Source organism: Amycolatopsis coloradensis (genome assembly GCF_001953865.1).
Lineage (GTDB): Bacteria > Actinomycetota > Actinomycetes > Mycobacteriales > Pseudonocardiaceae > Amycolatopsis > Amycolatopsis coloradensis.
In genome coordinates this window covers 36,639-49,640 of the sequence record NZ_MQUQ01000023.1, presented here as the reverse complement: position 1 = coordinate 49,640, position 13,002 = coordinate 36,639, and the positions used below count along the sequence as shown (strand labels likewise).

The window sequence follows — 13,002 nt, the reverse complement described above, 5'->3', positions numbered from 1 at the left end:
GCTACAAGAAACTCCGCAAACTCACCACATGAGACAAGCTCTAAATACTGGAGCCGTCGATGCGTTCGTCGAAGTGATCGGCGGAGTCCCGGACCTTCCTGTCCCGGAGGGCCGAGGTGTCGCTGATCATCAGCTCTGCCCGTAGTCGATCGGCGCGGAAGCGCCGTCAACGGGACTTGAGATCGGCTCCCTCGGCTCTGACGGGCCACAACAGCTTGCTGATGATGGCGGTCGCGGTGAGGAACGACTGGACCGCCGGCCACGCCTCGGCACACCCCTGCGGATCCCGACTGAGACTGAGAGCCTGTTGCACCGCGGCCAGGGCACAACTCGCCTGCCGTACGAACTCCGCGACGTAGAACCGCCGGGCTCCCGATGCCCAGCGCAGCTCCCAGTCATCGCTCACTCGATCATTGTGTCCCGTCGACGACGTAGGCGTTGGCCATCCAGGCCAGGCAGGAGCGGCCCGTCATATTGCCCGTCGCTCCCTCGGCGTAGGTCCCGGTAGCGGGTGACGGCGTGTGCGCCCGGAGTCCGTACCCACAGTGGAGCGCCGATGAGAATGCGCTCGACGTCTGGGCTGATGCCGTCGTCGCGGTCAAAGGTCCACCGGCCTTTGTCGAGCACGACGTCGCTATAGATCTGTGCGAACCACTCGGATTCGGTCGCGTGGCCGAGCGTGAAGCCCCGCGTCCAGGGCTTGTCCTCGTGTTCGTCCCAGGTTCCGGTCACGCCCTGCTCGGTCGCGATCTTCAGGGCTTCGACCGCGAGGGACTCCGGGTCGTCCCACTGCGAGTTGTTGATCGTTCCTCGGCTCCGGATGTACAGAGCAATCGCCCGAGCTGCAGAGGACGACCAGCCTTCCAGCGGCCGGTCCGAGCCGCCGACGTAGTCGGCGGTGTTCTCCAGGCTGCCGAACAGGCACACGTCAACGCGGACGCCCGAGCTGCTGCGAGTGCTGGTGTGCATCACGACGCCCTGTCGCTTCTCAACACCGCCCGTGAACTGGGCGAACTCGACACGGCCGACGCCCTTGGCGAACGCCGCCGGCGGCGGGGTGACGAAGTCCTTGACTGCGAGGTCGCCGATCGCCGTTTCGATTCGGCGCGCCACCTCGGCACGGTCCAGCGAGCGGGCCTCCTGCGCAAATTCGAGCCCACCGATCAAGGGCATCGACGCCGTCTTGGCCTTCCAACTCACGCGCCGTTCGAGGGCGATGCCGTTTGCCGACGCGATGTCCCGGATACGGCGATCCGACCAGTACGCGTAACTCCGGATAACACCTAGCTCGCCCATGAGCAGGCCCTCCAAGCGCCAATTCGTCGAAGCGGTCCCGTCGGGGCCAGCACGTCGAAGCCTAGCGGTGTCGCGCGTAACGCCAGGTCAAGCAGGCACGACGCCTGTTAGTAGCTGAACGGCGAGGTAATGGCGTGGGTGGCGAGGAGGACGAGCTCGCGAACCCGGCGGCTCCGCAGGTCCCGGTTCGGTCCCGTCAGATCGTCGTAAAGGGCGAAGCGAGGTACAGGTTGCTCACCGCGGTCGGCGCTGTCAGTGCGCCGCAGGACCCCCGCGCGCTGGTTGCTGCTCCCGTCTACGGGCGTAACTCTGGCCGGACGTACCCAGGGCCTGAATCTACGAGCGCTGATGGATGTCGCGGACCTCATCCCCGTTCCCGGCTCAACGGATCGTCCGAGCGAAGATCTTCGATGGTCTGATCAACGAATATGACGATGCAGCCTAATCCCAGCTAAACGGTATGGCAGAGTTATTGAACCCCGCAGGCGGGAGTTCATGGTGAACTCTGGTCTGCGCTCAATGGTTGTCCATCGACTCGCTAACTCTGATCGCGGTGTAGATGTAGCGCCAACGTTCGATCGTCTTGGGGTGCTCGCCGCGGAACTGAATTGCATTCAGCATTTCAATATCAGCTTGAGGTAAGTTGTCTGCTTCTGCGAACTTTTGAAGACTTTCCGGTGGGGGGCTAGTTATTGCTGTCGCGAGAAGTTTGCGTCCTAATAGATCGGACATCGTGACGCCGAGAGCTTTGGCGATGGAGTAGAGCGTCTCGGCGGACGGGCGTCGGCTCTTCGTTGTGGATGTCTGCTCGTTCTCTAGCGCGGATAGATATCCTTTGCTTACTCCGGTGGATTCGGCCAGCTGATTCAGGCTGAGGTTTCGTTCTTGGCGGTACCTTCGTATCCGTGTTCCCATGTTGGAGTTGCCTGACTCGGCTTGTGGCAGGTTGTCTGCGTTATCAGCCACGACGCTCTCCCGTGTGTACTGGACGAGTGATCACGGCGAGGACGCGCATGTGAAGGTCTCCGTTGTTGTCGTAGTATGGCGAATAAATGGCACTCACGTGGGCATTGTCGATTTGCGGCATTCCCAAACTTGCAAGTGATGTCACCTCATCTGACGCTCCGTCGAGTATTGCGCGGTAAAAGACGCTGTCGTCGGGAGCCGCCTTGTACTTGGGGATGAATGGCCATTGGCCGGAGCTGTAATGATATTGAATTCGCAGTGCGGGCGAATTGTTGGGCTGGCTGGGCTTGCGGGAAACCTCGAAAGCTATGAATAACGTCGGTTCGGAATTGAGGGTGACTATGCGGCGCGCGGTGGCTTCGAGGCTTGCCTCGTAGCGGGTTGCCAGGCCCCTCAGTAGGCTCGAGGTCATCGTGTTGCCTGTCAGGTCGTTGAGGAACGGCCGGCGAGGGAAAAGCAGTTCGGCGGCGCCGGCGTCGCACAGCTTCTCGACAGCGGGGTCGCCGGGGTGAACCAAGCCGTTAGCGATGCTGGGAAGGCACCGGTACTGCGTTTGCATGCTGAAGCCCGGGAAGAAGGTGTGCACGACCTCATGCAACGCGGTGAAGCGCTGCCGTGGTCGCGGATGGGCTGCGTTGACGGTGATCACCAAGCCGTCGGAGGTCCAGGAGATGTGCCCGGACCAGTCGATGTCCGCCTCCTCGATCCGGACGACGTCCCGGAACGACGCGACGATCGCGTGGTCAACGGCGGGGGATAGGTCGAGTTCCTCGAGCACGCACTCCGCCAACTCGATGAGCAACTCGTCGTCGGCTGCTCCCGGCCGGGTGAGCCGGGCCCGCTCGAGGTCAGACACCATGCGCTTCTCCTCGGGTTCGCTGTGAAGGATACCCCGTTCACGATCGAGAACACATCATGTAGGGTTCTCGATCAAGAACAGATAGGTTTCGGCCGAGAACACCCGTTTCGGGTCGGCTGGGAAGAGGTGTCGCATGGACGTGGAGCTGCCCGCGATGGGTGCTGTTCTGGCCGGTCGGGTCGGGGGACAGCACAACGGTGGTCGTGTCGGACCAGTTGGTCATGCAGGTGGACCTGCGGGACATGGCCAAGTCGGATGTAGAGGACAACCCCGAGACGCCGGTCGTCGACCGGCTGGTGGACGCTCTGCCGACGAACGAGGACGGCGATCCCTACCTGGCCGTGTTCGCGCTGACGCACGCTGACCAGGACCACTGTCTGGGGTTCGCGGAGCTGCTCGATCGGGTAACCATCGGGGAGCTCTGGGCCACGCCACGGCTGTGGCGGGAGTACGAGCAGGACCCGGACGAGAAGCTGTGCGACGACGCGAAGGCGTTCCAAAATGAGGCGGAGCGCCGGGTCGCCGCCGTGCTCAAGGCGGTGGCGGAGGGGCGGGAGCCGGACAGCGGCGATCGCGTCATGGTGTTCGGCTACGACACCGAGCACACCAGGCACGCCTATGACGAGCTGCCCGAGGAGTACAAGTCAGGCCCCGGGAAGTCAATCACCGTGCTGGACGGGCAGTCGTGCGAAGGCCGGTTCCACGCCTTCATCCACGCGCCGTTCGCCGACGACTGCGCCTCGGCCCGGAACGAGACCTCTCTGGCCATGCAGATCACGCTGACCGACGGCAGCGGCCAGTCGGGACGGATGCTCCTCTTTGGTGACCTCGCCCACGACACGATCATGAAGATCTTCGACACCAGCGAGGCGAAGCAGCACGAGCAGTACCTGGAGTGGGATCTGCTGCTGGCGCCGCACCACTGCTCGAAGAAGGTCATGTACATCTCCGACTTCGACGGCACGGATGTCCTGCAGCAGGACGTGCTGGACGCGTTTTCCCGCTATGCGGCGGACGAGTCGGTGATCGTTTCGAGCAGCCGGGTGATCCCGGCCCGCGACGAGCCCGGCAAGAACCCGCCCCACCGCAAGGCGGCCAACCGGTACGCCGAGATTGCGGACGAGTTCGTATGCACGATGTCGTGGCCGGACGTCGACGCGCCGGTCCCCGTAGTCTTCGCAGTGGACGCCTCGGGGGCCCACCTCGTTCGCGAGGACACGGTCGAGCTGGCCCACGAAGCGGCAACGAAGGCCGCCGCACCTCGGTCGGGCCGCCGCCTAGCTGCTGTTGCCGCCGCCGCGGCGGCGGTTGCGACCGCGTTCGCGGCCGCCCAGACGAGGGCCGAGGCTCGCGGTGATGGAGCAGGGGCAGATCGGCTGCGCAGGGCGATCGACGTCGGGCGAGGCGGCGCAGCGCCCGCGAGCCCGGTCGGGTTCGGGCGGTGACGGAGGCGGCGGTCGAACTGGCGGCCGCCCAGCTCACGGACCTGGAGGCGCTGAGCGGCGGTGCCCTGGAGGTCCTGGACCGACCTGGCGGTAACGGTGGCGCTGGCGGCCGCTTCGTGATCTCGATCGACACGGGCGTCAGCGGCGCCGGTGCCGGGGTGCGGGTGCGTGCTCGGGAACGTTTCCGGATCTTGGTGCCCGAAACGTTCCCGTACGAACCACCGTCGGTGCTGGCCGAACACCGACGGTGGGCGGGCTCGCGGCACGTCCAGCAGAGCAGCCTGCTCTGCCTTTACGCGGCGCCCTCAGTCGAATGGGTACCGGCGGACGGCATGCGCGGCCTTCTCGACCGGCTGCTCACCTGGCTTGAACACGCTGCTGCCGGCACGCTCGACCCGGACAGTCGACCGCTGCACCCGCCGGTCGCCTATCCCACCGCGCCCGGCTGCGCGGTCGTCGAACCCAACCTCGGCGACCGGGCGCCGTGGTCGAGGGGAACAGACAGCGGAGTGGTGCGTCAGTTCGCCTGGTGCGTTCGGGACGTCGACCGCGTCGACGTGCTGGCCTGGCTCACCGAAGACCAGGTCGTCGACCGAGCGAATTCCGAAGGTGCTTCGCCTACGAATCCGCAGGGCAAGCCGTATTTCTTCGCGCTTAACGTCCTCCTTACCGACGAACTGGGCTGGGAGTACCCGAACACAGCGGCTGAACTCGCCGAAGGTCTGTCCCAGGCCGGATACCCTCGTGAGGCGTTGCTCGGCGATCTGGCATGGACGAGCCAGGCGAACCAGGTCCTGCGGTTCCGTGCGGCGAATACCGACAAAGATCCGGTGGTCATGCTGCTCGGTACGCCCTCTCGGCGGACCAGCGGCAGTGCGAGGCTGGCTCACCTGGTCGCGTGGAAACTGGACCAATTCGGTGAGAACATCACCGGGCTGCTGGCCAGGCGCCCTGGCACATTCACCAAGAAGACCGACGAACAACTTCAAGCCGCAGCGCGGGGCTGGCTGGGTACTGCCGACGTGCAGTGGATGCCGGTGTTCGACCAGCGGACCGAGATCACGCAACGCCGTGACGATCAGACTGCGACCTCCACGCTTCGCCGAGCCCGCGTGCTCGTACTGGGGTGTGGCGCGTTGGGTGCTCCCGTTGCCGAATACTGCGTGCGCGCCGGCGCACGGTCTGTGACGGTGCTCGATCGCGGGGTCGTCACGCCGGGCATCCTGGTTCGTCAGCCGTACTCCGACGGTGACATCGGGCATCACAAGGCCGTTGTGCTGGCCGGCCGCCTGAACGCGATCACCCGCAAAGGGACAGCCTGCAGCGTGGTCAACAACGCCATCAAGTTCGTGCTCAACGACCTCGATCCCACCGCGTTCGACCTAATCGTGGACGCGACCGCGGACAGCGGTACACGCGCCGCCATCGAGCGGGTCCGCCGCCCCCTCCCAGCCGCCCGTGGTCCCTGGCCACCGACAGTGACAATGATCATCGGGCATCAAGCCGATCTGGGGCTCGTCACCGTTGCACGGTCGGGCGCCACCGGGACAGGTCACGACATACTGCGACGCGTACTGCTTCGCTCCCGCCGCACCGATCTGCCCGAGTGGCAGGACGTCATCGCCGACTTCTTCCCCAACCCGCCCCGCAGTGGAATGTTCTTCCCCGAACCCGGCTGTTCCGAGCCGACGTTCGTCGGCTCGGCTGCCGATGTAACAGCGCTCGCGGCTGCACTGTTCACTGCGGCGGTCCAAGACCTTGCTGCAGAGCCGACCGGCGAGGAGACGATGTCCGCGATCGCCGTACGTCGACCTTGCCTGACGGATGCTCGACAATCTGCCGTCAAGGCTCTTTCCTGGCCCAATGACGTCGTTCGGACCGATCCGGGCATCGGGTACGACGTCCGGATTTCCGCCGAGGCGATGGCCGAGATCCGGGCGGAAGTCCGCCGCGGTGGCCGGGTTCGGGGCCGAGACGTCGAGACCGGTGGCATGCTGCTGGGGGCGATCGACGAATCAACCGGGGTGGTCAGCGTCGACCTCGCTACCGGGCCCTCGCCCGACAGCACACTCTCCAGCGCCTACTTCGACCATGGCACGGCCGGGACCCAGGAGCTCGTCGACCACCACACCCGCCGGACCGGCGGTATCACGGGATTTCTCGGAATCTGGCACACGCACCCCTGTGGCGTCGCCGCCCCCAGCCCGACCGACCTGGCCGGAATGGCGGCGTTGACGACCTTCGCGGGTGTCGCCAACAAGGCGCTGATGGTGATCCTCGGCGGCTCGTCGCAAGTATGGACAGCGTGGACCGAAGGAGGCGGACAGCCCGACGTCCACGTACGGGTGGTCGCACGCGACCCGGCCGCGACACCCTCCGGCACGACTGCCCGAGTGCAAGAAGCCCCACCCGCCGGCACCTATTTCCCAGGCGGATTCTCCGCCGCGCCTGCAGGCGTCCCTGTTCGGCGTCGTCGTCGATGGCTGTGGTGGGGCAAACGGTGAGCACGGCACCCGCAGTCGGCCTTGCCCTGTCCGGGGGTGGATTCCGGGCAGTCGCCTTCGGGCTGGGATGCCTGCGAGCGCTCCATGACTGTGACGTGCTGCGCCACGTGCGGGTCGTCTCGGGTATCAGCGGTGGCAGCGTGCTCGCGGCGATGTGGGCCTACGGCCCGCCCTGCTTCATCGAGTTCGACGAAGCCGTCACGGAACTGCTCAGAACCGGACTGCAACGCGATCTCGTGAAACGGGCGCTCACGCCCCCGGCTCTTGCACGCGGTGCCATCGGCGCAGTCCGTGCGATGTCCGGTTTGCTCGGGCGGCGTCCACGCGCCTTCACCCGGACCGATATCCTTGCCCGGGTGTTGCGCGACCGGCTGTTCGGCTCGCGAGACCTCTCCGAAGTCACCCACCAGGATTTGACCACGGTCATCTCGGCCACGGATCTCACGACGACCAACGCGGTGCGGTTCGGCAGCACAGTCAGCTCCTGCTCCGCCTACGGGCGCATCACCGACCGTGTTCCGGTGGCGGACGCAGTCGCGGCCTCGGCCGCATTCCCGGCGTTGTTGCCAGCACTGAACAGGAAGTACGACTTCCAGAACGGTCAGGGGCAGCGCGGGCGGCACACACTGACCATGACCGACGGAGGTGTCTACGACAACCTCGGGCTATCACCCCTACTGCCCGGTCGATCAGTCACGCACACGAGCCACGTCTACGACCTGGACCACCTCATCGCCGTGGACGCAGGACGCGGACGAACTCCGAGGATGGAGCCTTTCTACCTTCCTGGTCGCTTGAAGCGAAGCTTCGACATCGCCTACGCCAAAGCGCAGGATGGCACACGCGCGCAACTCAACTTGGCGGCTGCATCCGGGCAGCTTCGCGGAGTCGTGCACGCCTACCTCGCGATGCCGGACGACAAGCTGCCGATCCCGCTCGCTGACCACGTACCTCGGGCGGCAGTCGTGGGCTATCCGACCAATTTCAAGGCGATGGAGGCGGCCGAGCTGAATCTCTTGGCCATCCGGGGTGAACAATTGACGCGAGTACTGCTGAACCACCACTGCTCTCATTTGTGCCGATATTAGCTTTATCGGGTACGTGCTACCTCGTTCGCTTGTCGCCGCGGCACCTCTTCGAGCCCTGCCCCAGGCCCGCGATCCTGACCAGATCGAACGACTTGTCATACGTCGACGGGATCGCCTGGGCGGAGTCCTCCATGAGCACAGACATGCTGCTGCCTGACATGCGTGGACGTGGTTTTCGGCACGCACAGCGCCGCAGAAGGTCGAAGGCAACCACAACGTCGTCGTGACCGAAGTGCCCGCCGACGTCGCCGAGTTTGTTACGGCAGGCGCAAGAGCGCAACGGGCCCGGCGTACCGAGGTCAGAGACGACGTAGGCTAGTCGTGCAGCTTCAGCTAATTTCGGGTGCCGTATTGCTTGTGCACCGCTGCGTTGCGGAGTATTCGCTCCGGCTCCGTAATGATATCGCGCAGGCCGCTGTTGTCTTCGTCTGGCCCCAGCGGGGTGAGGTCTCCAAAAGAGTTCCTTCTCCATCGCATTCCGTTGCCATCTGTGAAATCGACAGTCAGCGCTAGGAACTTGAAGAAGGCTTCGCGCAGTACGTCGACCTCTAGTTCCTCCCCGATGTCCGGCGAGCTGTTGACATCGTCCACGATGTTCTGCATGCGATCCAAAAAGTACTTGTTGAAGGTGTCTTGCTTGGTTTCCAGGTACATCGGCCCTGAGGATGGCCCTAGAAATGGAACGGTTGTTTCGTAGTTCTCGTTAGGAATGACAATGCCTACGCGCACCCTGTAGACCGGCTGCGGCCCGCTGTTGATGTATCTGAGCGCGTACGCGTATGTCTCTCCGGCGAAGCCTCGTGGTCTGGTGTAGGCCAGTTCTACCTTGACAGCTCGTGCTGGTGGGCCAGCTATTGGCAATGCAATCTGCTCGACCCAGACGCCAAACTTCGATGCCAGTTCGCGGGCTTGGAGCTCTTTCAGTTCTTGCGCCTGCTGCTCAGCGTGTTGCTCGGACTTGCGCCATCCCTCGACTGCGATCCATACGGCGACGGCAGCGGCGCCGATCGAGCCGATGCCGCCGACCCACTGGCCCCAGGCGGACCACCAGTCAGCGCCTTGCTTCAGCACGACGCTCATGATGATCAACAAGACGAACGCGAGCGCCAGTATCGCGCCAAGGATGCGCGCATCGAGCTTTCCGAACTTCATGCCGCGAAGTATCGCGCATCCCTTGCATCCAAGGAGGCTCGATGCGGATCTTCTCCTGGCTCGCCGACTACAGGGGCTGCGGCTTCCGCCGAGGCCTGCTGCCCGGCTCCGAGCTGGCGAACCGCGTCCACGACGTGATGGCAGACGGCCGAGGCGCACGCCGGAGAGCGCGGCGTGATCGTCGGGCAGCGTGTGTGCAACATGGCCGCTTCGGTCACCTGAAGGAAGCTCGCCCGAGCCGGACACACGCGACTCGTCTCCGAGACCGATGACCTCCTGTCCGCCGTGCACTCGTCCAGCCGCCCGAGCTCGGTCGGGGGCCGCGGTTCCTGCACTGCACCGGGGCGATGGCGCTGCCCGCGGTCTATCGACCGCGCGGCAAGGCCCAGTACCGACGGTAATCGTCTGCTGGCCGCACAAGCCGCGCGGCGGTTTGCAGGCCTGAGCGGGCGTACGTCTGGCGGCGAAGCCGAGTTGTTCAAAGGGCGCCCGCTGGTTGGTCAGGGGTGACACGCCGATGTTCTGGCAGCTAGCCCGGTTGCGCTTTCATATGCATCACAGAACAGAACATGCGATTTCCGCATCTCCTGACGTGGTTTCCGCCCGGATGATGCACAAGAAGTGGTAGTCAGGGCAGGTCGTCGAAACAAGGATCAACAATTTATCGACCGAAAAGAGGTAACGTCAGGTTGCTCGACGGCAAACTGGAAGAGGGGACTGCTGGGTTTGACGGATGTCGGGGAGGCGGCAGCGCAGGTACTCGCAGTTCTGTCCTCGGTAGCCGGGGTTCTTGCATTGGCCTTGGAGATCACGCGGCGCGGGAGGGCCACTGATAGGTCATTCCGGCCGGTGGTCGGACTAACCGTCGCGCTCCTTGGGGTGGTGTTGTGTGCGACGGCGGTCGGGACGCTGCTGGTCAAGCGGATCTCGCCGTTGAGTGAGCATGGGCGCGTGTGGGCGATCGTCGGCGGGGCAGGCGCTGTGCTTCTGCTTGGTGGCTTGGCGTTGGCGATTCTGGTACCCAGTCCCGATCGGCGCCTGCTGGCTCGCATCGCGCGGGTGGCTGACCAGGTGGTACAGCAATGTGATCGCCGTGATGGGTTCACCGTCGATCAGTATGCAGACCTTGGGGTCCGTTCGGTTGCTCGACCAACTCGGCGGACAAGGCCGCTCAACGTGCAGATGGTGGCCGAGACCGATCTAACGGTCGTCTGCGGTCCGGCGGGATCCGGTAAGAGCATGGCGCTCCGAGCGCTTGCTCGCGATTATTGGCGACGCACACAGCGCAGTCGGAGGCCGGAAACCGTCGTGCTGTACGTAGATCTCGCGGAAATGGGCGACTTCGCCGGCCCTGTAACAGCTGAGATCGTTCGTGATCACCTTCTGTCGTCGTTTGATAACGATATCCACCTCCGTGCCGCAGTGGCAGGGCTGCTCGAGCGAGCTGATCCACGGATCCGATGCATATTCGTCCTGGATTTCGGAGCGGCGTCGCCTTCGGAATCCATGAAGTCTTATATGGACGAAGTAATGCGCTTGGTGCGACGGCACTCGCGCAACCATGCGGTGATTGCCTCCAGGTCAAGTCTTGAGATGGCGGATCTGATCGTCGAGGTGGGGCGGCCGAACCGGCGCCATCGCGAACGTCTGTTGCGCCGTCACGGAATGACAAAGGTTGAGTATGGCGAACTGATGGCCAGGCTGGATGGTGATCCAGAACTGGCGCAAATCGCAGACCTGCCGGCCATCCTAGCGATGGTTGCTCGTCATCGCTCTGCGCTTTCAAGGATTGCGGCACCGTCGCACGACGATTTCATCGATTTGCTCATTCAGGCAAGCTTTGACGAGCTTGATGATGCAGTCGAGATTCGTCAAGCGGCCGAGTGGATTGCCTTTCGTGTGCAAAACGGAGAAGTTGTCGGCGAGGGTGAAATAACTCAGTCGCTGACGCGTGTCGGTATCGGAACTGTTTTCCGTGGAAGGTTCGATTTTCGGGCCGGTGTCATCCAGGAGCATCTCGCAGCGGGATACCTGGTCAAGACTCATGCGACATTGGACGTCGTATCCATTCTCGATTCTCCGCAATGGCTCGCGGTACTGTCGACGGCGCTGCGTCGTCAGTCGGCCGAATTTTCGGCATCGCTGATGGCGGCGATCGAGACTGTTGTTCTCCTAGATCCAGCAGCAAGTGACCATGACGGGCGTGAGGTGTCCGGTACTTTTCGGTGGGCGCAGCAGACTCTGCGGGCTTTGGAGGTATTGCGGTGCGGAGTTCCCGTTGACAGGGAAGCGGCTCGCCTTTCTGAAGAATTGCGCGCGGCTGCTGGCCGCCTCATCCGGCGGGCCGTCTTCAGTGGAGGTAAGGCGCAGCAGCGGGCTGCGGCATCTGTGCTCCAAGTTGCGGACATGGAAACCGCCCGTGTAGCGGCCGATCGACTGGTACTGGCGGGTGACAGCTCCTCCACTCGTCTCGCTGTGGAACGTTTACTGGTATGTGCGGGCGTCTTCTCGCAGTTGACGTTTACGGCGCGGCTGGCTGTGCTGGTGTGCATGGTCTTCTATGGTCACACTCCAGGGGTGCTACTGGGGGCGTCTCGGCCTGGATACGACAGAGACCTGGTGAACGCGACGGCTGCTCTCGCAAAGGTATTTCGGATCGCGGCATACGGCGCTGTTGTCTTTGCTGTCGCGATCTCTGTGCGGGAACCCGTGCGGACGCCCTTCTCTGCCGCATTGATCGTCGCTTCGGTCGTGTTCCTGAGGTATGGACTCAGGCCCGATCGGTCACGAGGCCGGTTCGCGCGCGTGGTCGTCGTGTTGTTCCTGATCGCCGTGGTGCTGGTTGCGGCAAACGGTATTACTGGGCTCCGCGAGGTGGTCGCGGGGATCATCACCTTCGACTTCGCGGTCGGGTTCACCGCGGCAGTGGCTTCCTGGCTCTTGACCTGGCCGGCAGCGGCTATCGGCTACATTGCTGCGTTCGGTGCCACCTCGAGACTCATGTGGTTGCCCCACATCGGACTGCTCCAGGTGGCGTGGACGGAAGGTGTGATGGCTGCTCGGCGAGCAGCCGATGTGCGGCGATGGGTGGCTCGGTGGTTGTGGCCACGCCGTGTGATCGCAGGCGTTACCTGCGGCATCTTGCTCCTTACCGTCGCCATCGGCGTCCCTGCGCCCGCAGCCGCGAGAGAGAACATTCACGGCGTCTTGGTCCTGGTCGCGGTGTTCGCCTTTTTTGTGTCCATTTCCAAACGACAGTGGAGTAACAGCGCTGCGTGGCGCCGTCTGCGGTGGGATCATCGGAACTTGAGCAAGCTCGATGCCGACGAGCTGTTCAGCGAGCTGACGCGGAGCTTCGAAGCAGGCAGCGCTGCGACCAGCCGGCTCCTCAGTGCCATCCGGAACTCGAATCCCGGCGAGCTAAGGGTTGCAACCGCGATGCTCGTCGATCTTGACAACTTGATGGAGTTTCTGGCAGAGACCCTGCCGGACAAACTTGCGGCGCCGATCAAGGATGGCTTTTGGCAGCTGGCACCATCGTTTCAGCAACCTGGGTTCGGGGAATGGGTTGCGAAGTTCGACAACAGCCACCCCGGCATGTTGGTCGAGTTCGCGGCCAGCCCTCGCGAACGCGAGTTGCTCAGCGAGGCAGTCCTCAGAGCCCAAGGCCACATCCCCATCCGTTGAAACCT

The 13,002-nt window shown here is 63.9% G+C and carries 9 protein-coding genes; 4 read left to right on the top strand and 5 right to left on the bottom strand.

The window, feature by feature from the left end; all coding sequences use genetic code 11:
* Nucleotides 1-166 precede the first annotated feature (166 nt).
* From BS329_RS35930 to BS329_RS35915, 4 genes are all read right to left on the bottom strand, one after another.
* A complete protein-coding gene (locus BS329_RS35930; RefSeq protein WP_076167310.1) occupies nt 167-406 on the bottom strand; it encodes a hypothetical protein in 240 nt (79 codons plus the stop codon).
* The gene (locus BS329_RS35925) at nt 403-1,311 is read right to left on the bottom strand and encodes a hypothetical protein (RefSeq protein WP_076167308.1); all 909 of its coding nucleotides are present in this window, start codon (nt 1,309-1,311) and stop codon (nt 403-405) included. Before BS329_RS35925 ends, BS329_RS35930 begins: the two co-directional genes overlap by 4 nt.
* A 501-nt stretch (nt 1,312-1,812) precedes the next feature.
* Entirely contained in the window at nt 1,813-2,262 is a 450-nt protein-coding gene (locus tag BS329_RS35920) for a helix-turn-helix domain-containing protein (RefSeq protein ID WP_076167307.1), read from the bottom strand.
* Nucleotides 2,255-3,121, bottom strand: coding sequence for an ImmA/IrrE family metallo-endopeptidase (locus BS329_RS35915; RefSeq protein WP_076167305.1), 867 nt, complete (start codon nt 3,119-3,121; stop codon nt 2,255-2,257). Before BS329_RS35915 ends, BS329_RS35920 begins: the two co-directional genes overlap by 8 nt.
* Nucleotides 3,122-3,324: 203 nt before the next feature.
* Here BS329_RS35915 and BS329_RS35910 point away from each other — a divergent pair, with 203 nt between their 5' ends.
* From BS329_RS35910 to BS329_RS35900, 3 genes are read left to right on the top strand one after another with little or no spacing between them, the layout of a single operon-like run.
* Complete coding sequence (locus tag BS329_RS35910) at nt 3,325-4,566, top strand: ComEC/Rec2 family competence protein (RefSeq protein ID WP_143253338.1); 1,242 nt, start codon at nt 3,325-3,327, stop codon at nt 4,564-4,566.
* Nucleotides 4,563-7,070, top strand: a complete 2,508-nt coding sequence (locus tag BS329_RS35905) for a ThiF family adenylyltransferase (protein ID WP_076167301.1) — start codon at nt 4,563-4,565, stop codon at nt 7,068-7,070. The genes BS329_RS35910 and BS329_RS35905 overlap by 4 nt, the downstream gene beginning before the upstream one ends.
* The gene (locus BS329_RS35900) at nt 7,046-8,158 is read left to right on the top strand and encodes a patatin-like phospholipase family protein (protein WP_076167299.1); all 1,113 of its coding nucleotides are present in this window, start codon (nt 7,046-7,048) and stop codon (nt 8,156-8,158) included. The genes BS329_RS35905 and BS329_RS35900 overlap by 25 nt, the downstream gene beginning before the upstream one ends.
* Before the next feature lie 333 nt (nt 8,159-8,491).
* Here BS329_RS35900 and BS329_RS35895 read toward each other — a convergent pair whose 3' ends face one another.
* Complete coding sequence (locus BS329_RS35895) at nt 8,492-9,310, bottom strand: hypothetical protein (RefSeq protein ID WP_076167297.1); 819 nt, start codon at nt 9,308-9,310, stop codon at nt 8,492-8,494.
* A gap of 849 nt (nt 9,311-10,159) precedes the next feature.
* Here BS329_RS35895 and BS329_RS35890 point away from each other — a divergent pair.
* Nucleotides 10,160-12,997 carry an ATP-binding protein gene (locus tag BS329_RS35890; protein WP_143253337.1) on the top strand — a complete coding sequence of 946 codons (2,838 nt, stop codon included), beginning with the start codon at nt 10,160-10,162 and terminating at the stop codon, nt 12,995-12,997.
* Nucleotides 12,998-13,002: the final 5 nt, after the last annotated feature.

Bases quoted from the DNA above. Each gene is read 5' to 3' on its own strand.
- BS329_RS35915 (WP_076167305.1), bottom strand. From the start codon at position 3,121: ATGGTGTCTGACCTCGAGCGGGCCCGGCTCACCCGGCCGGGAGCAGCC.
- BS329_RS35900 (WP_076167299.1), top strand. From the start codon at position 7,046: ATGGCTGTGGTGGGGCAAACGGTGAGCACGGCACCCGCAGTCGGCCTT.
- BS329_RS35895 (WP_076167297.1), bottom strand. From the start codon at position 9,310: ATGAAGTTCGGAAAGCTCGATGCGCGCATCCTTGGCGCGATACTGGCG.